The sequence below is a fragment of the Ascidiimonas meishanensis genome (assembly GCF_037782385.1).
GTDB lineage: Bacteria > Bacteroidota > Bacteroidia > Flavobacteriales > Flavobacteriaceae > Ascidiimonas > Ascidiimonas meishanensis.
Window position 1 is genome coordinate 602913 of the sequence record NZ_JBBEXD010000004.1, and the last position, 18336, is coordinate 621248.

The 18336-nt window shown below is 32.4% G+C and carries 20 protein-coding genes; all 20 read right to left on the reverse strand.

The annotated features are described in order from the left end of the window. Positions 1-638: 638 nt before the first annotated feature. The gene (locus WBG07_RS10220; protein WP_340200920.1) at positions 639-2111 is read right to left on the reverse strand and encodes a serine hydrolase domain-containing protein; all 1473 of its coding nucleotides are present in this window, start codon (positions 2109-2111) and stop codon (positions 639-641) included. Positions 2112-2224: 113 nt separating this feature from the next. Beyond that, complete coding sequence (locus WBG07_RS10225; protein WP_340200922.1) at positions 2225-3328, reverse strand: two-component regulator propeller domain-containing protein; 1104 nt, start codon at positions 3326-3328, stop codon at positions 2225-2227. A 105-nt stretch (positions 3329-3433) separates the two neighbouring features. Further along, a complete protein-coding gene (locus tag WBG07_RS10230) occupies positions 3434-4261 on the reverse strand; it encodes a class I SAM-dependent methyltransferase (protein ID WP_340200924.1) in 828 nt (275 codons plus the stop codon). Between the two features lie 337 nt (positions 4262-4598). Next, positions 4599-5633: an outer membrane protein assembly factor BamB family protein gene (locus WBG07_RS10235; protein WP_340200927.1), complete on the reverse strand. Its 1035-nt coding sequence runs from the start codon at positions 5631-5633 to the stop codon at positions 4599-4601. Between the two features lie 125 nt (positions 5634-5758). Next, complete coding sequence (locus WBG07_RS10240; protein WP_340200929.1) at positions 5759-6193, reverse strand: hypothetical protein; 435 nt, start codon at positions 6191-6193, stop codon at positions 5759-5761. Then, on the reverse strand, positions 6194-6652 hold the full coding sequence (locus tag WBG07_RS10245; protein WP_340200931.1) for a hypothetical protein: 459 nt from the start codon (positions 6650-6652) through the stop codon (positions 6194-6196). A 167-nt stretch (positions 6653-6819) separates the two neighbouring features. Beyond that, positions 6820-7218, reverse strand: a complete 399-nt coding sequence (locus WBG07_RS10250; RefSeq protein WP_340200932.1) for a hypothetical protein — start codon at positions 7216-7218, stop codon at positions 6820-6822. Between the two features lie 135 nt (positions 7219-7353). Beyond that, complete coding sequence (locus WBG07_RS10255; protein WP_340200934.1) at positions 7354-8043, reverse strand: hypothetical protein; 690 nt, start codon at positions 8041-8043, stop codon at positions 7354-7356. A gap of 44 nt (positions 8044-8087) precedes the next feature. Next, positions 8088-8354, reverse strand: coding sequence for a hypothetical protein (locus WBG07_RS10260; RefSeq protein ID WP_340200936.1), 267 nt, complete (start codon positions 8352-8354; stop codon positions 8088-8090). Continuing rightward, positions 8347-8703, reverse strand: a complete 357-nt coding sequence (locus WBG07_RS10265; protein WP_340200938.1) for a hypothetical protein — start codon at positions 8701-8703, stop codon at positions 8347-8349. Before WBG07_RS10265 ends, WBG07_RS10260 begins: the two co-directional genes overlap by 8 nt. Before the next feature lie 73 nt (positions 8704-8776). Then, positions 8777-10108 (reverse strand): serine hydrolase domain-containing protein, encoded by a 1332-nt coding sequence (locus tag WBG07_RS10270; protein WP_340200940.1) that lies wholly within the window; start codon positions 10106-10108, stop codon positions 8777-8779. 178 nt (positions 10109-10286) lie between these two features. Beyond that, a complete protein-coding gene (locus WBG07_RS10275) occupies positions 10287-10928 on the reverse strand; it encodes a hypothetical protein (RefSeq protein ID WP_340200941.1) in 642 nt (213 codons plus the stop codon). A 158-nt stretch (positions 10929-11086) separates the two neighbouring features. After that, positions 11087-12163 carry a nuclease-related domain-containing protein gene (locus WBG07_RS10280; protein ID WP_340200943.1) on the reverse strand — a complete coding sequence of 359 codons (1077 nt, stop codon included), beginning with the start codon at positions 12161-12163 and terminating at the stop codon, positions 11087-11089. Between the two features lie 644 nt (positions 12164-12807). Continuing rightward, positions 12808-13404, reverse strand: coding sequence for a hypothetical protein (locus WBG07_RS10285; RefSeq protein WP_340200945.1), 597 nt, complete (start codon positions 13402-13404; stop codon positions 12808-12810). Between the two features lie 179 nt (positions 13405-13583). Further along, positions 13584-13940: a bleomycin resistance protein gene (locus WBG07_RS10290; protein ID WP_340200946.1), complete on the reverse strand. Its 357-nt coding sequence runs from the start codon at positions 13938-13940 to the stop codon at positions 13584-13586. 216 nt (positions 13941-14156) lie between these two features. Next, positions 14157-15365, reverse strand: coding sequence for a group II intron reverse transcriptase/maturase (gene ltrA / locus WBG07_RS10295; RefSeq protein ID WP_340200948.1), 1209 nt, complete (start codon positions 15363-15365; stop codon positions 14157-14159). A 762-nt stretch (positions 15366-16127) separates the two neighbouring features. Then, positions 16128-16700, reverse strand: a complete 573-nt coding sequence (locus tag WBG07_RS10300) for a hypothetical protein (protein ID WP_340200950.1) — start codon at positions 16698-16700, stop codon at positions 16128-16130. A gap of 10 nt (positions 16701-16710) precedes the next feature. Further along, entirely contained in the window at positions 16711-17001 is a 291-nt protein-coding gene (locus tag WBG07_RS10305; RefSeq protein WP_340200952.1) for a hypothetical protein, read from the reverse strand. Continuing rightward, the gene (locus WBG07_RS10310; RefSeq protein ID WP_340200954.1) at positions 16988-17272 is read right to left on the reverse strand and encodes a hypothetical protein; all 285 of its coding nucleotides are present in this window, start codon (positions 17270-17272) and stop codon (positions 16988-16990) included. Before WBG07_RS10310 ends, WBG07_RS10305 begins: the two co-directional genes overlap by 14 nt. A gap of 197 nt (positions 17273-17469) precedes the next feature. After that, on the reverse strand, positions 17470-18180 hold the full coding sequence (locus WBG07_RS10315; RefSeq protein WP_340200955.1) for a hypothetical protein: 711 nt from the start codon (positions 18178-18180) through the stop codon (positions 17470-17472). Positions 18181-18336: the final 156 nt, after the last annotated feature.

The window sequence follows — 18336 nt, forward strand, 5'->3', positions numbered from 1 at the left end:
GCGTACAACGTATTTGCGTATGGTTCAGTTGCATTGGCAAGGTCTAAGTTAATAAATAGAACACAAACCAGCAATTGACTATACACGTTGTGCCTGTTGCACAACTATTGCCTAAAGATAGGAAAAATCGTATTTTTAGGTATGCAAGGCAAGACTTGTGCTGAGTTTACCGAAGTAAGAAATACCAAGAAAAGCTGTTTACTGATTTTAAGTTAAGTGAGCGCATCCCTCCAAACAACTTTTACCGTCGTCTGAAAGAAACTATCGGTCTTGATTTACTCTACCCACTCACCAACGGTTTTTACGGGAGTAGCGACCATATTGGAATTAGACAGGTGAATAAATGCATGCAACAATCTGCTACTGCTTATAACCCTTCGACAAAATGCTCAGGGCAAGTCTCAAAAAATACTTGAAATTCACTCAAAATAAAGTACAAAGTGGGGCGAGAAGCCTCCACTTTGTGCAAATTATAAAATCAGGGCTTCAGGGCTTTTTTTGGCTCTATTTAAAGCCACTAAATATGGCTTCCCATTAAGACCAATGTATTCAAAAAGACCTTTAGTGGGGCTTAAAATAAGAAAGATTTTTGCAAATTATTGGCTTGTGAAACGACTACCGTTTTTGTGCCTAGTTATTTATTGTAAAATTCCAACTGCAATCCCTGAAATCATAACTCCCAAAAGAAAAACCGCTTGAAAAACTAAATCTATCTTTTTGTTATTTTCCTCTCTCCAATATTTTACAATCATTCTCAATGTTTTAAAACCTAAAAGCAAAACAGTTAACATTGCTAATAAGTATAAATATTTTGCAATTCTATAGTTTATAGTAAGCATTAAAATTAATGACGAAGTAGAACAAAAGAATGCGATTAATCCAATTCTAAAATTGATTTTTTTAATTTTATACAAAGGTGATTTTTTGAAAAGCACAAAAATTAGATTTGTAATTAATAGTAATATTGCAAAAACTAAAACAAGTCCAATGGCAATTTGTTTTCCAATAGTTCCTGATAATAACAAATTATATGTTAGGTTTTGTGCAAACTGGTCGCCAAGTCTAGAAGAGTTAGTAAACACAACAAAACCCCACTTTTTGTCTTTATCCAACGCAAAATATGTAGAGAAACCATCGTTATTACCACTATGAGTAAAGAGCTCGCTAATATTTAGAATGGATAATTTTATAAATCCCAATGTATAATCTTGCCTTAGAAGTCCTGATGCAATTTCTGAATGTGGCTTATAAAGTTCTTTAAATCCATTCTCAGACAACCCTTTTTCATTCATCATGGCAATCATCCATTTAGAAAAGTCAACCGCTTCTGAATGAATTGTTGTGGGTGCAACAAATATAGAGTCGTAACTACGCCATATGTCAGAGGCATATTTATCAATCCAAATCCCTTTAATATCATAAGGTTGGACTTTGTGTTTTTTGATGTAATAATCCTGTATAAACTTAGTGTGTTCCATTTTGAATGGAATTGCTACTCTCTTTTGAAATTCTTCCTCTAATCCTGCCCAATTAGTATTTAAAAGATGTTTTAAAACTTCCGCTAAATATTGATAGCCTTCTCCAGAATAATGATAATCCGTTCCAGGTTCAAATTGAATGAAGAGTTTTTTGTCAGGATAATCAGTACGCCAATTGGGAAATCCAGAGCGATGAGAAAGTACAATTCTGGCTGTTATTTTTTTATATCTTTCATCGTTATCGATATCTGGATTTGGTAAATATTCGTAAAGTGGTTTGTCTAAATTAAGTATTCCATCTTCAACGAAAGTCATTGCAAAAAAACCAAAAACCGATTTTGATATGGAAGCTCCTTCAAATATTGAATTGTCGTCGGCTAAAATCTGTTTTTCTTTATCAGCGAAACCTTTTACTTGATGATAAACTACTTTTCCTTCGTTAATTATTGCAATAGAGAGTGCTGAAATATTTAACGATTCCATCTCTTTATCAATGAATTTACCAACTTTTTCTTCAGAGATATTTGTTCCGAAAAGCGTTTTAATATTTTGTTTTTCTGATTGATTTTGGCAAGCAAATAAGAAGAATGATAAGAGCAGTAGCAAAAAATGAATCTGATTAATTTCTTTCATTCCGTAATTTTGGTTTTAATTAGGCACAACGCTCCGTGCGGACGCGGTAGGCGCGTTTAGCGACTATCGACATTCTGCACTTTGTTGTGCGTCGTTAATTTTTGATATCACTTTTAAAAGCCTTCAAACCTCTCAAACGAATTTCCGTTAAAGGTAAAAACTTCTCCATTGACTAATATAAAATATAAATTTCCATTACGATCACTATAAATATCCCAAATTAATTCACTCATATCTTCTTTGTGATATATACTTTTATAGTTATACAAATTCCTTCCATCATATTTCCATGCACCAGAGTCTCTATCTCCAAACCATATATTTCCTTCATTGTCTTCTTCAATTGCAAAAACAGATTGTAATCCTTTATTATTAGCAAATTGTTTCTTATTTGTATTTGCTTCAAATTCATTCATTGGGATTAGTTTTCCTTGTTCTTTTGAGAAATGTATTAAAGAATCCCCCTTTTTTAGAATTACACCAATTCCATTATTTCCTATCCATAGGTTACCTTTTGAATCTAACAGCATACTACGAATATGTAAAAACTCTTTATCTGAATCAAAATTCAATGATTGATCGACTATTTTATCAAATTCTTTTCCATTGAATCCAACAGCTCCTTGCATCAAAGTACCAAACCATATTTGACTATCTACAATATCCGTAATCCCCGATACAAAGAAATGAGAATTATTTGCTGTTAAGTTTAATGGAGGGTTTTCAAAAGAAATAAAAGACAAATCGTTTCCGTCATATCGATAAACTCCTACTTTGCTATAGTCTCTGAACCACAAGTCACTTTTCGAGACTATGATTGGGCTTTTGTTAATATCAATTGTAGGAATGTACTTTTTGTCAAATACTCTAAATTCATTTCCATCGAATCTCGTAATCTTTTTTCCATTATCTAACCAAATATTTTGAAGTTCATCTTCTTGAATATACGGAATTGAAGTATTTGGTAATCCATCTTTAGTAGTGAAGTAAGTGTATGTTTTACCGTTATATTTACATAGACCATTTTCTTTGCTACCTATCCAAAAGGCACCTTTACTATCTTCAAGTATTGAAATAATTCCGTCATTGAATCGAAAGATAGAGTCTGTTACTCCAATCTGATTTTGGGTATCAGCTTTTGTTTTAGTTGTCTCTTTATTGGCTTTCTCGCATGAAAACAAGGTAATACACAGAAATATGAAAATATTTATAATCATTGTTTTTTTGTGAAACTGTCTTTTATTCATATTGATCTTACCCTTATAACGCACAACGCCTCGTGCAAATGCAGTCTATTAACATTTTGCACATTGTTATGGGCTTCATACTTTTTTATAGACGCCACTTTGCAGCATCAATTTACCCTCTTTTAAACCACTAAGTAAATTCACAATTTTTGTTTGAGTAGATTCTCCCATTAATAGATTTAATCCAATTTTTGGAGGTCCAAATTTCTGTATTCGATCAATCATTTTTTCAAAGAACAAAATTCCATTATGAGTTTGGTCTTTTACTTTTATTTTTTTGAGATTTAGGTCTCTAAGAATTTTTTCAATTTCGTTCTCCGTGGCTAAAAAACTAATTTGTTGTTCATCTGCCCAAGGAACAGGGTAATTAATATTTTCATTACCTGTTTTGAGTATATCATAGTATAAGAAAACTCCCTTATCGACTAGAACTCTTTCTATTTCAGAGTAAAATTTCAATTTGTCATTAATATTCATTTGAACATGTTGCGTCCAAACTACATCGAAAACCATCTCTTCAAACGGTAGATTTGTCGCATCACCATGAATAAATTTTATCTTTGAAGAAAGCCCCACTAATTCAGATAATTTACTAGCAGTTCTAGTATATTCTTCGCTTAGATCAATACCAGTTACATCACACCCATATTCGTCCGCTAGCATTCTACAGGGACCTCCAATTCCACACCCAACATCCAAAACCTTAGAACCTCTAATTTCAACTGTTTCAGCGAGTTCTTTGGACACTTGTGCTCCTCTAACATGAAATTCATCAACAGTAGCAATGTCCTCTCTCTTAACGTTATCTAAATCAAATCCCAAATCCTGAAGGTGGCTTGCAATTTTTTCATACAAATTTACTTGATAATAATGTCTTTCAGTTTTTGTTGGAAATTGCTTCATCTTTTTCAGTTCTTTTTGTCATCACTACTATATCTAACTTTAAATATATACAATCTACACAGATTTTAATTGTTAAGAAGGAATTGCTGAGAGTAATAGATTATTTAGAATAGTTTGGTAGAACATTTACAGAATTTAGGGCGAATATTCGATTTTTTGACACCAGTATCCTTTCTATACAATTTCAAGGGGCCAATTTTATTGCCAACGGTCTCGGCTATGAGTAGTTGCATGGTTTAGCACTTAGCTTTGCAAGTACACACCAAACTGAAAATCCTCGCGGATTTTTAGAAGTAGGCGAGAACAAGCAATTACTTATAGCCAATGTTGCCATTAGTTATTTTTCATTGAGTTTGTATATATATCCTTTACTTACTGAAACGTAAATATCTTCTCCGTCAATTGCTATACCTGAAATTCCTGCTTCTCCTTTAGTATTAAATTTCCAATTTTCAGATCCATTTTTTTTATCCAGACAGATTAGTTTATTGTAGTCATTTATAAAAAGGACAGAATTTCCATTAATGGCGGGAATACTTTCAATGCTACCATTGGATTTATAATGCCAAAGTTTTTTGGAATTTAATTTGAGTCTACCAAATAGATTCTTCTTTTGCGTTATTTCATATGCGTAAAATAAACCAGAGCTTTCGCCAAAGTATAATTTGTCATTTTCCGCTATTATTGACCTGATTGATTTCTCTATACCAGTCTTTATTTTGTGCAATAATTTTCCATTATTAAAGTCATAAATATATATGAAGCCGTAACCTCCTACAACAATCATTTCGTGAATTGAAATTGGGTTAAAAAAATATGCATTCTTTTCTTTGGCTTCCCAAATTAATTTCCCAGAATTTAAATCAAGACTTCTAATTTTGTTTTCTGTACATTGAATAACCCTATCATTTTTTATTAATGGGGCAAAAGAATGACCTCCATTATTATAAGACCATTTTAGGGATTTTGTGGTTAAATCAAAGCAATTTGTCAAAGTAGTTCTTTGCACACCACCCACTACTATATGATTTTCTACAATCGACGAGGATTGACCACATCTATCTATTTCTAAGTTGTAAGCGGATATTACACTGCCATTATTAGTGTTTAGGTCAATAAGTTTCCCATCCATACAACAGACCAAAAGACTATTTTTGTTCTTAAGTAAGAGGTTGTTAATTATGAATGGATAGTCATATTCCCAAAATATGGAAAAATTATTTTTATCAAGACACATTACTTTACCTGCTACAAAACCTTTTTTGTCGAAATTAAACGCAACGTACAGCCTATCACCAATTATTAATGGTATTCGCGATGAGATGTTTCGCTCACCCTTTAATTTATATTCAAGTATTTTTATTACTGGCATTTCTTAATTAATGGCAACGGTTTTGTGTATGATTTCGTTGCGTGTTTCAGCAACTAAATTAGCAAATACAAACCGTATAGAAAATCCGCGAGGATTTTCGTAAGTAGGCGAGTACTAGCAATGAATTATACACGTCTAAAGTTTTTATTAATATATTCAGTTAGAATTTTATCTAAATCCTTTTTAAAACTTTTATAATCAAAATCTTTAGGTTTTCTTTTCATTTTTTCAATACGCTCAATAGAAACTAACATTTCTTTTTTAATCAGTTCAATTGTCTCCAATTCACTTAATCCTTGAATTATATTCCAGTCAAAGTTTGAATTTGTCACAAACCATTTTACTGAATGTTTCCAGCTTTCGACATCGTTTCTGAAAAATTGAGCAAAATCTCCATCAAATTTGAACAACTCAAAACCCCAAAAGTATTTGACCACAGAAGTTCCATAGTCTTTTCCTTCTAGGCTTTCTGAAATATATTTTTCGAGATTATTTAAATCTACTTTTAAATTATCATCCGAATATTCTATCGTAATAGTTCTCTTAATTTCGAATTCCATTTATTCTTTACTTTTTTTAATCCACTTACCAAATAAGATTCCAACTAAAATCGCGGGTAAAAGTCCAATTAATGTTATCCAAAAGAATGGTTTGAAAATATAATCCTCAAACGAGTCCCAAAAAGTGTCATAAGGTTCCATTCCTTCTTGCATAAATCCTGTCCAACCAACAAGGAAAGCAGTTATTATCAGGGTCAGAAATCCGTATTTTGCTCCTACTTTGTCAGAATCTTTTTTCTTTATCAGTATTTCATATCCAGCATTTTTTCCGAACCAATATGCAAGTCCGTAAAATATTCCAATTCCGATAATGATATTTATCCAGTAATTCCATGCGACCATCCATTGTGGATTTCCACCAGCAAGTAACATCATAAACAGAAACGCAATTAAAATTCCAATCGTTGCAGATTGTATGGCTTTTTTAATTCCGATTTTTTTAGCTATTTCAGGTGTCATTTTGCGTTTTCGGGAAATGTTGTACAACGGTTCTGTGTAAGCGTCAGTAATGGGAAAGTACTTGCGCACTTTCCCATTACTGACGCAACCAATTTATTAAAAAGGAATGAATTTCCGATTAGGAAATTCAGCCATTATTGCGTTTAAACATTGTTGTAAAACGTTTTTTAATTCCTATTCTGTTTTGCAGACTCTTCTAATTCGTCATCCAGATTAACATCCCAATTTAAATTTTGAAGTTGCCATACCTTATTGGGTCTATATAGAACAAAGGTGAAGCGCAGAGGTTGTCTGTCGTATTTGAGCAAATAACTTAGTAATTTCAAATTTTCGCCAATGCTTTTTTCTGTTATTAATTCATAACCATAATAGTCACCAATTAAAGGAAGTATGTCTTTAAATTTAGTCTTTAAACTTTCCACTCCATCTACGTTTCTTTCCATCCATTTATTAGTCGAAAACGCATAATCAATTGCTTTCATTGGTTCGTCATTAAATTGTCGAAAAAATTCGGTTACAATTTCTTTTTCAGAAGATTGTGCATTTATATTTTGAATAGATGTCATTGATGTTACAATCAATAATAGAATGATAGATTTTTTTTTCATTAGTTTTTCTTAAATGTTTTACAACGTCCCTCGTATGTTGCGTTTGCCTGCCGAAGGCGGCATATGCAATATACAAACTGTTAGGCAATGTTTTTATTCATCCATTATCTTTTCCAGTTCGCTTTTTTCTCCCTCGTAAATTTTAAAGAAGTCCGTTGGTTTGTCGGCTATTAGTTTAACCATTTCTTCTTGGTCGTGATTTAGTCGATATACTTTTCCTTTTTTATCTACAGCGATGTAATTTCCATCTTCCATATCCAAAATTGTGTAGAATAGTTTTTCGTCAAATTCAATTTCGAATGTGTAGTCCAATTCCAAAAGTTCAATTTGCTCTTTGGTTAGTGATTTTAATATTTTTTCCGCTGTCTTTTGGTCAGGGTTTTCCATTTTCAGATGCTCCAGTTCTATTTGGTTTTTCTGGATTTGGTTCAAATCAAATGTTTTATGAAAATACTCTGGATTATCTATTTCAATTTTGGTCAGTCCATCAGATTGATAATATAATTTAATCGGCTGGAAGAGATTTTCTTTTTTGTTCCAAACTGAAAGTCCAGTCAGATTAAAACAGGTTTTGTGATTTCTGTTTATAATCTCAAAATTTTTCGGGTTGTAACCTCGTGAAATATAAATTCCTCTTGGTTTGTGCATAAAACTAATTCCGTAAATTTTAGAAAGTCCTACTGCAGTTTTGATTTGAGGCATTTCCGATTCCAACAATTCAGCTATTTTAAGCCCGAATTGTTCAATATGTTTCTTTTTTGTCTTTCGATTGAAAATGCTCATTTCTAATGTTGCCCAACGTGGTTGTATATGCTTTGTTGCGTGTTTTAAGCACCTAATTTAGCAAATACAAACCGAATAGAAAATCCGTTCCAGGAAGATACTTTCAATTTTCCATCTTTAAATTTCATTGGGTTTGAGTAAGAATCTCCTTCTATTGGTAATTCAGCGAACCAAACGATTTTATCTTCTGTGTCTTTAGCATAAATATTACTTTTCCCTTCTGGAAATTGAAAATAATTCTCTCTTATAATTTGTAAACTATCAGTTTCAACGATTTCCTCTATCTCAGTATGAATTCCTTTTTTATTCATTTTCTATTACAAAATTAGCCCAATTCAGAGTGTTAAAATTTTCATTCCGATAATTTGATAATTCAGACTTATTAAACATCAATTCCACATTATTTTCGGTTCGTTCATAAGTCACAATCCAAGGCGAACAAATTCTATCAGTCAATTCAATTGATTCCGAAATCGAATTATTTTGGTTAGATATTTTTCCAACTATTTCAATTCGGTATGAGTTTTTTAGTTTCTCATATTTTGAAATTTCATATCCGTTTTGGCAATTCAGAGTTTCACAAATCGATTCCGCGAACTTTTTTCCTTTTTCAAGAGAATTTTGGTTTTCAGTAATTAATGTCAGTCGGAATTTTTTCATTTTCTCAAATTGGCTACAACGTCTCGGCTATGCTGCGTATCCCGAAGGGTATGCATTATAGGTAATGTTGTGTTTAGTTTTCTATTTTTTTTGCTGGATACGCATTTTCACCCATTATCCAATCCAATGTTTTAAATGATTCTTTGTCCGGATCCTTGAACTCAAGTAAGACCCAACTTTGAATATAGAAAAACCTATTTTCATCGATAGGAATTAAAATGTCATATGTTTTCCTTCCTGGTGCTAAATAGCCTATATTATTGTCTATGATTTTTACTTTCCCTACCGGACCAAACCCGAAATCATAAGTTCCCTCATATTTAATAAGTTCTTCCTTTTCAACGTCTATTTCCTGTTGTAAGTAGTTTATAGGTGTTTTGTATTCTTCACCTGTATAGATCTTGTAGATATCTTGCGAAATAGGTAATGCCAAATTAGAATAGTGATTACCTAGGATTATTATTGTTAAGTTCTCTTTAACTCTGTGTGTAATTTGATGGCAGAAACCTTGTACTCTTCCATTTGCTGTAAAAACCTTTTCACCGTCAATGCTTCCAAAATTAGGTAGTTCTGATAAAGTGGAACTTATTAGCTCTTTATTAATGAGGCCTTGAATAAATTTATTAAGATCCTCTGCTGTGGAATAAAGGGAGCCTCCTCCAATTTTTATGCTCATATTTACAAACTCTGCGTTAATGAGTTCACCAGTCTCATCAAACATATATCCGCTTGCCCGATTCTTTATAATTTTGGCTTCACTGTCCACTCCCGTATTTTGTAGGTCAACCTTGTTGAAAATATGTTGCTTTAAATAATTTTCATAGGAAAGACCACTTACTTTTTCAATAATGTAAGCGAGTAAAACATATCCAGAGTTACTATAATTATAGCGTTCGCCAGGTTCAAAATCTAGAGATTTTTGTTTGAATAGTTCAATTATTTCTTCTAAATCATATGCTAATTTATTTAGCTCATTATAATTAGGGAAACTATTCAAGTGTGGTATACCAGAGCGATGGGTTAATAATTGTCTAATACTAATTTCATCACCTCTGGGGTAGTCGGGGATAAATTGGGACAATGGGTCATCGAGTGAAATTTCGCCAGTTTCAACTAGATTTAGAACGGCAACTTCTGTAAAAACTTTGGAAATTGAGGCAATTCTAAATTTGGTTTCAGATGTGTTCTTAATCTCCCATTCTTTGTCGGCATACCCATAACCTTTCTGAAAAATAGGAATGCCATTTTGGTAAATGTTGATTAGCCCACTCCAAGCATTCATTTCAAGATAAGGCTTAATATAACTATCTATTTTAGTTTCTAGTTCTTTCAACTCCTGTGCGAACGTATTATGAGATATAAATACAATAAAAAATATGATAATAGTTTGCTTGAGTAATTTCATTAGTTTGTTTTAATTACACACAACGTAAAGTGTAAAAAGATACTACATTTTGGGTTTAGCACAGAGCCCGTTTTTTATATTTTGATTTAATTTTTCAGTTTTAAAAGCCAAATTAAAAACTTGGCGGCCTCAGCAAATAAAACACAAACCTTTCGTTTATCATTTAATTAGCTATGTTTTATACACCGTGCTGTATACTGGCTTTATGTTTTTTAATCAGTTTCTCTATTCCAAATTCAGGACTAGATAATACCTCTTTTGAAATTTTAGTTAAATGCTTTTTTGCTCCTTCCATCGACGCTTGAGCTAAAAATATCACATCAACTTTAGATTCCATTATTTTAATTTTATCAGCGATTCCTTTTTCATACGCATTAAAATTTCTGCTTTCAAAGCAAGACCAATATTCACTGCAATCACAGTTTAATATTTCTATTTTTTTATTTAATTCAGATGAGATTTTTAACAATAAATTCTGGCTTACTTCTTTTGTTGAATTAGCTGTAAAAGCTAATCCGATTTTCTCATAATTTTGAACAATATATTCAATAATAGGTTTATCTATTCTGTTAATAGTTGAATCATTATCACATTCCTCTCCATAAGTAGAACAAGTACAAATTAATAATGATGGGTTTTCTTTTTTAATTAATTCAATTTCTTTTTTAAATGACACGACATCAGTTTTGCCACTTGTCAAAGCTGTTTCAAGTAACTTTTCATTCACGAAATGGTTGATTTCAATATTTTCGTCAAACTTTCTTACCAATTTTTCAAATGTATCGATATGAATCGGTGATGTATGTAGAAATGCTATCATTTTTTTTTGCTTGTGTACAACGTGTTCGTGTAATGGCTAGTTACCTTGGTTAGCACTAAGTTAGCAAAAAGAAGATATACCTAAGGGAAATCCGCGAGGATTTTCAGAAGTAGACGAGAACAAGCAATTACTTATACACGTTGTTGGCAGTAGTAATTTTAACTGTTGATATTTCTAAGGTATTCCGATATTCTTTTTGTTTCTGATTGAGTAAAAATTGGTTCAAAGTAGTTGATATAATTATTTAATTCATTTAATGTTTTGATTTTAACGTATTTAAATTCTTCATTAGGTTTTTCGTTTATCATTACCACTACATTTCTAATAGGAATTTGTTTTTCTCCCCAATGATGGTTGTTCAAACTTAAATAATTGTATTCAGATGCGTTGCTCAGTAATACGAATAATGCAAAGTTGGTTCTCCTAATTTGTTCTATTGGTGACCTTAAATCTAAATTTTTAATTGATTTTTTACTCCAATTTTTTGTTTCAAGGATAAAAATTCCTGCATGTGTAATTAGTAGATGATCGATCTGAATGCTAAATATCCTATCATTGTTCTTTCTATTATAAACTGGTGGATTAAAGTTTAATGAAAAGTCATTAAACAAGATATAATCATCAGATAGTTTCTCTAATTCTTTTACTACTAAATTTTCTCCAATGGCTCCAGCTATTAGTGGATTTATGCTTTCTAAAACATTTTTAATGTGTAAAGCGTTTGAAATTTTTGGTTTACTATGATTAGCTATTATTGAATCTTTATTCAGAGTTAATTCATCTAATTCTTGACTGATTTTTTGAACGATGGAACTAAGGTTGCTTGTCTTCTTTTCGACTATTTTATTATAGTTTTTCTCCAATCTTTTTCTTTTAATTTCAGTACTTTTTATTTGAAGTTTTTTAAAAAAATCAGTGAGAATAAATTTAGGTTGTGCAGTTTGTAATGTTTCAAGTTTGCTGATTAATGAAGAAATTTTGGTATTTAAACTTTCACCAATTTCAAATCTTGACTTTTCATAAAATTCTTGATTATAAGTTAATTGATTACTTAGATGAAGAATCTGATCATTTATATCATTTTCTGCATCTATTAATATTTGTTTTTTTGTTGATTTAAAATTGGATAGGTAAACTTTAATATCTTTAATAGAATTGAATTCGGTAATTCCATTCTCAGTTAGTTTGGTCCGAATTTGCTTTAGTGATTCTATTTGGCCAATTATTTTAGTCACTATGATTTTATTACTGCCAACGTAAAGTGTAAAAAGCGTTTTAATGCTTTTTTACATAGTGTTAAGTTTAGTTGTTCTACCCAAATGTAAGGAATTTTCCCCTTTCTTACAGTGGGGTAAACTAACGGAGTTTCAACAGGCCGCGCAAATCATGAAAAGCCAACACTTGATGGAGGGATCAGTGGCGGCTATGGGCCTTTATCCCTGATAAGGTACGTAGCTGGCAATGAAGCAAAGCGTTAAAATCAAACCCTGCTCTAGGGCTTATTTTTAGCATGAAGCGGTTCGGGAAGAAAAAAGCATTTCTTGACTTTATCATTTTTTTTCGATACCTTAACCAAAGTCTTTAGTACGTTTCCTACGTTTGCAAATGCGAATTTGCACGATGCAATCGAAAAGACTTTGACTTCCGCTTTTTAAAAAATCTAAGCCTTAAAAATACTTGCCAATCCTTACTTTTTTAACGCATCCATCCGTTAAGTTTTGTCCGATGGGCTGCTTGAAATTAAACTTAACGGTCTCGGCTATGATTTCGTTGTGGAATCATCCGCAGGATTATTCCGCCGAAATCCAGCCGTTTGATTTATACTTTTACTTTGGTGTGGCACAAAACCACAATGAATTATAGCCATTGTTGTGGCACGTTATTTAATAAATTCTGCGAGGTCTTCGTTTATCATCTTTAAGTATGATTTATAAATCTTTTTTTGCTCTTGATGATTAGATTTTAAATTGGTCAACAAATTCCGTCCCTCATTTAATTTACTATTTGTACTTTCTGTGGTATCTGATTCTAAGATTTCAATTTTTTGTAATTCTTGAATTATATTAAAAGATTTGGTGTTCAATCCATCCAACTCTTCGGTGTCAAAATCATAAAACATATGAATATGGTGATGTTCAAATGAATTCGGATTTACGGTTCTCTGGGATATTACTTCTATTGTATTCTGAATTATTTCAGGTAGAGTTCCGGGACCGTCTTGACGCAAAACGATGTCAATTTTATGAATCATCAATCCAAGTAATTCCTGATGGTCATAATAATATTCTGATGCTTTCTTGGCAGCATTAATTCGTTCGGTCCAATATATTTTTTTCAGTTCTTTTTTATACCTCCTACTTTCCAAAACAGTATCTATCAATGTCTTAAATATAAAGCCTATTGCTGTAAAAGTAGTAGCTATAAAGAGAGTGCCTATTTCGGGATTTTCTCGTAATATCTTAAATATAAATTCCAAATTCCAAGGTTTGTTTTAATGTGCCACAACGGTCTCGGCTATGAGTAGTTGCGTGGGTTAGCACTTAACTCTGCAAGTACACACCAAACTGAAAATCCTCGCGGATTTTCAGAAGTAGGCGAGAACAAGCAATTACTTATAGCCATTGTTGGCGGTTCGTTTTTTATTTCTTTTTAACGTTAAACACTTTCTCCAAAAGTCAATAAATTACTATCTGGGTCAAGTATTGCAAACTCCTTTTGTTTCCAAGGTTTTACTTCCAACTTGCCGTTCGGGTGAATTTTAGTTTTATTGTGCAATAATGATTTATAAAATTCGTCAATATTGTCAGTCCGAATATAAACTTGTCCATAATTTTCTTTCGGGTCAAGTTCTTTAAATTCAAAGAAATGGATTTGGATTTGGTCTTTTTCCATCATCAAATATCCGTCAAAATCAGCGCTCCCAAATTGTTTAAATCCTAATCGGTTTGAGTAAAACTCCCGTGTCACATTTTTGTCACGCATTGGTAATTTTGGATGGATGTCTGTTAGCATAATTTTCTAATAAGTCTTTAAATTCAATCTTTTAATATTCTAAATCAGTTTAATATCGACCATTTATTTCCCTTGTTTAAGACAGTTTTGTTAAATGACCGCCAACGGTCTTGTAGTCGAGTAGACCAGGGGAGTTTCACCCCAAGCCTCTCACAGAACCGTACGTGATAGTCTCCCATCATACGGCTCTTGTTATACAAATCTAAATTAACGTTTTCACTTTGTATATCCCATTTTCCAATGGTAAAATAGATTAGGAAACTGTTCCTGAATTCTAAAGAACCATTTGTAAGCACGTTTTATACTAGTCTTATAACGTTTATACCTTTTTCTTGCCCATTTCACTAAACGATTGTTTAATAGTTTAAAAACTCCGTGGAGCATAGATTTCCTGAATTTCGCATAGTAATTGATCCATCCTCTAATCATGGGATTAAGGATTTTGGCAATACCTACGATACTATTAGAGGTCATTCTATGCACTTTAAGTTCTGCTAACTTAGCTGCAATACGTTTTCTTGAACTTATACTAATGCTACAATCGAAGCCTAGAAATAGCCCACTTCGCTTTTTAGATTTGGAAGTCCTAGGTTGAAAAGAATAGCCTAGAAAATCAAACTTAACGTTGTGGTATTTTCCTTTTCTGCGATAATCCTTACAGTACACAATTTTGGTCTTTTCTGGATGTAACTCCAAACCAATTTGATGCATTCTGTTTTGGATAGCCTTTAGTGTTTGTTTAGCATGCTTTTGACTTTTACAGTTTACGATAACATCGTCGGCATAACGTGTATAGCTTACTGTTCTGTCAGTCTGTTCTAACCATCTGTCAAACCCGTAATGTAGAAAGAGGTTCGCTAATAAAGGGCTTATTACACCACCCTGTGGCGTTCCTTTTCCTTGTTTTACGAACAGTTTTCCAGTTTTGTTCATTACTGGACATGCGAGCCAACGTACTATATAGAGTCTGACCCAGTCTTCTGGTACATGTCTCTCTACGGCAAGCATCAGTTTGTGGTGGTCAATATTATCAAAGAACCCTTTAATGTCCAGATCGATTACCCAGTCTGTTTCCCAGCAGTTTTTCCTGACCTGTTCAAGTGCTTGATGCGCACTCTTTTTAGGTCTGTAACCAAATGAATTTTGACTGAATTCCTTTTCCAATCGAGGTTCTAGAAACATCTTGACCACCATTTGTCCAATTCGGTCACTTACAGTAGGTATTCCCAATTTTCGGACTTTTCCGGACTTTTTGGGGATCTCCACTTCTTTGACCGGAGGGGGGAAATAGCTTCCCGATGCCATACGATTCCAAAGCTTATACAGGTTTTCAGACAGGTTAGTATCGAATTGTTCGATACTGACTAAGTCTATACCTGCGCTTCCTTTGTTGGCTCGCACTCTTTTGTAAGCTTGCCATATCATGGCTTTGCTTATAGGTATTGATTTTGTTTCATCGCATAAAGTCATCCTCAAATAGTGAGTTGTTAAATGTAATGCAACTGTACAACCTAACCCCTTTGCTCCATTTCCATTACAGAAACTTCAACGCTACTACGGGTTAGTCCGTCCCTGAAAATAACTTTGGTATTCTACCTCTAGGTTGATCCTATTGTGTATTTTCCTTAGCATTTATAGTCAGGTTCCCGAGTTCCGTAACTAAGCCTAGATAAAATTCATGCCCCCTGAATGACGCCTGCCGCATAGCCAATAAATAGGTGGTCGCTATACTCTTAACTCCGTATCATACTTCGTAGCTTTTGACAGGGTGTACCTACTTCTCGACACCTCAAAAGGGGTTCACTTTCGTTCATCTCTAATATCCATACCTGACTAATTCTTGATTAGCCGTTTCCTAAACGCTCAGCACCTTTGCTCTTTACAAAAGCACCTTTAGGTGGTTTAACGCCTTCTCCTATAAGACGACATTGGTGGGTCGGTTCCACCATCTTAATTACAGTTCACAACGAATATTACCGTTCGTTGCTTGCTCGGCACACTATGAAACGTAGCGTGTAAAAAGACGCTAACTTTTCGGATTAACACGAGCCGAATTTTTAAATTTTTCTTTTTATCTTTATTTTACTAAAAGCCAAATTTAAAAATTTGGCGGTCTTCACAAATACAAACAAACCTCTCGGAAAGCCTGTAGCAGCTATGTTTTATATACGATGTTATAAGCAGTTTTTATCCACCTTTAGATTCCTTTTTTACCTTTTCCCACTCTCTTTTTAGCATTTGTTGTATTTCTGAAATAAATAGGTCAATTTTTTCAGATGCTTCATTTAAATCTCCAGTATTCTTATATTTTTTTTGATAGAACTCTACAAAATAGTCGATAAGATTCAAGGTGCTTAAATCGTCTTTTGGATTAAATCTTAATTTTAAGATTATTAATCTTGATATTAAATCCTTTGAAGTTGGAAGTTCATTCTTACCAAATGCATTATTTGTTAGAGAATCAAAATAATGTTTTTGATGTTCGTAACTGGCTTCCTCCATTGTTGATTGGGACGGATTTTCGTGCTCAATATTTTCTATTTTACGTTCGTAGAGAACAAGCGTTTCTTTCATTGTAGCTGCGACCTCTGCTACTTCATTTCTAATAATCGCTAGCCATTTGATTCTTTCTGTTGTAACTACATCAATATATTTTGAAGTCTTAAGATTTCTTCTTGTTGAAAAATAACCAATAATTGTAGCGAAGAATGTTAGAAATACACCGACTAAAATTATAATATCCTTTATTTCTAAATCCATTTTTAATTCTTTAATCTTCGCTGAATAATTTCATAATCAAAATCCCAAGTCCAAGTCCAACAATTCCACCAATTAGTTTAGCATTATTATCTTTTGCTCTTTCTTTTTCTTGTCGAGCGTTTATTAATTCATTCCAGTTTGAGAATCCAGCTCGATTCAGATAACTATAGATGTATTCTCTTGCTAATCCACCATTTTGAAGAAGAATTTCATAGCGCTGATAGTCATTCAAATCCGCTGTATTAGATTCGATTTTTTGAGTTAATAACTCAAGTTCTTTGTATGTATTATTCGCTAACATTTTCGTCTTTCTTTTCGTTAAGTGTTTGTAGTTTTCCGCTATGAATTAAAGCATTTATTGCTCCGACAGCTTTTGATGAGTCCAAATTTGCGTTATAAAGTCTGTCGTCTAATTTAGAAAGAGCATTAAGACAATCGTTAAGTTTACTATCAGTAACTTTTTTATCTTTTTCCATTTCTAAAATTCGTTTCTCCAATGTCTCAATTCGAGATTTGTGAACTTCTGAAGCTATCTTCATTATTATTTTATTTAGAAACGGGATTTTAATCATTTCTCATAGTTTTGTTAAATTGCTTACAACGGCTTCGTATATGAAAAGTAGCGTGAAAAATAAGTGATAACTTTTCGGATTAAACACAAGTCGAATTTTTAAATTTTACTTTTTATTTTTTTATTGGAAATCGTCAAATTTAAAAATTTAGCGACTTCTTAAAAATGCCCAAACCATTGTGTTAGTAATTACTTGCGCTATTTTTTATATACATTGTTGTGCATAGTTTTTTTCTCAATATCAAATAAATGTTCGTGATAGATATGATTAAAATTTAAACTATTTTCTAATGCAACAAATTCTTCAACCCATTGGATTCTGTCAGACGAAAAATCCTCAAGTAATTCTTTCCATTTTTTTATATTCTCCTCATACTTGATTATTTGGTCTTCGCTTTCTATTGATAGAAGCTTCTTTCTTTCTTTTAGGTTGAACTCAATTTCCGCCATACTAACTTGCATAGATTTTTGCATTTCAGCTATTTTTAAGTTCAGTTTTCCAATTATTTCATGTAATTCTGTTTTGGGCAAATAAATTTTTAATTGTTCTTTTGATATATCATTTTTGACCTGTAATTCTCTAATTGAATTCAGTATTTCGCTAAGTCTATCTATACTATTATGGTCTATATCCGAAAAATAGGTTTTCAATATCGTGTATAGCCATTTGTTATAATCTTCGTGATATTTTAATAATGAACTTCTTTTACTATTTGCGAGCTCTATTTTAGTTTGATTTTTATACTCTAAGTCCTTTTTAACATTTTCAACTAGTAATGTAATTTCTTTGATGTCTTCTTTAGTAGCTAAATTTTTCCCTTTTTCTTCGAGATATGTTTTGAAAAAAGCTAAGTAAACACCAATTAAAAGTATAAGTATTTCTATAATTAATTCTATCTGGTATTTCATTTGGTCAAAATTATGCACAACGTAAAATGTAAAAAGCGTTTTAATGCTTTTTTACATAGTGTTAAGTTTAGTTGTTCTACCCAAATGTAAGGAATTTTCCCCTTTCTTACAGTGGGGTAAACTAACGGAGTTTCAACAGGCCGCGCAAATCATGAA

What these genes read in the sequence shown, in the direction of transcription:
- WBG07_RS10220 (WP_340200920.1), bottom strand. Translation starts at nt 2,111, where the DNA reads ATGAAAGAAATTAATCAGATTCATTTTTTGCTACTGCTCTTATCATTC.
- WBG07_RS10225 (WP_340200922.1), bottom strand. Translation starts at nt 3,328, where the DNA reads ATGATTATAAATATTTTCATATTTCTGTGTATTACCTTGTTTTCATGC.
- WBG07_RS10230 (WP_340200924.1), bottom strand. Translation starts at nt 4,261, where the DNA reads ATGAAGCAATTTCCAACAAAAACTGAAAGACATTATTATCAAGTAAAT.
- WBG07_RS10235 (WP_340200927.1), bottom strand. Translation starts at nt 5,633, where the DNA reads ATGCCAGTAATAAAAATACTTGAATATAAATTAAAGGGTGAGCGAAAC.
- WBG07_RS10240 (WP_340200929.1), bottom strand. Translation starts at nt 6,193, where the DNA reads ATGGAATTCGAAATTAAGAGAACTATTACGATAGAATATTCGGATGAT.
- WBG07_RS10245 (WP_340200931.1), bottom strand. Translation starts at nt 6,652, where the DNA reads ATGACACCTGAAATAGCTAAAAAAATCGGAATTAAAAAAGCCATACAA.
- WBG07_RS10250 (WP_340200932.1), bottom strand. Translation starts at nt 7,218, where the DNA reads ATGACATCTATTCAAAATATAAATGCACAATCTTCTGAAAAAGAAATT.
- WBG07_RS10255 (WP_340200934.1), bottom strand. Translation starts at nt 8,043, where the DNA reads ATGAGCATTTTCAATCGAAAGACAAAAAAGAAACATATTGAACAATTC.
- WBG07_RS10260 (WP_340200936.1), bottom strand. Translation starts at nt 8,354, where the DNA reads ATGAATAAAAAAGGAATTCATACTGAGATAGAGGAAATCGTTGAAACT.
- WBG07_RS10265 (WP_340200938.1), bottom strand. Translation starts at nt 8,703, where the DNA reads ATGAAAAAATTCCGACTGACATTAATTACTGAAAACCAAAATTCTCTT.
- WBG07_RS10270 (WP_340200940.1), bottom strand. Translation starts at nt 10,108, where the DNA reads ATGAAATTACTCAAGCAAACTATTATCATATTTTTTATTGTATTTATA.
- WBG07_RS10275 (WP_340200941.1), bottom strand. Translation starts at nt 10,928, where the DNA reads ATGATAGCATTTCTACATACATCACCGATTCATATCGATACATTTGAA.
- WBG07_RS10290 (WP_340200946.1), bottom strand. Translation starts at nt 13,940, where the DNA reads ATGCTAACAGACATCCATCCAAAATTACCAATGCGTGACAAAAATGTG.
- ltrA (WP_340200948.1), bottom strand. Translation starts at nt 15,365, where the DNA reads ATGATATGGCAAGCTTACAAAAGAGTGCGAGCCAACAAAGGAAGCGCA.
- WBG07_RS10300 (WP_340200950.1), bottom strand. Translation starts at nt 16,700, where the DNA reads ATGGATTTAGAAATAAAGGATATTATAATTTTAGTCGGTGTATTTCTA.
- WBG07_RS10305 (WP_340200952.1), bottom strand. Translation starts at nt 17,001, where the DNA reads ATGTTAGCGAATAATACATACAAAGAACTTGAGTTATTAACTCAAAAA.
- WBG07_RS10310 (WP_340200954.1), bottom strand. Translation starts at nt 17,272, where the DNA reads ATGATTAAAATCCCGTTTCTAAATAAAATAATAATGAAGATAGCTTCA.
- WBG07_RS10315 (WP_340200955.1), bottom strand. Translation starts at nt 18,180, where the DNA reads ATGAAATACCAGATAGAATTAATTATAGAAATACTTATACTTTTAATT.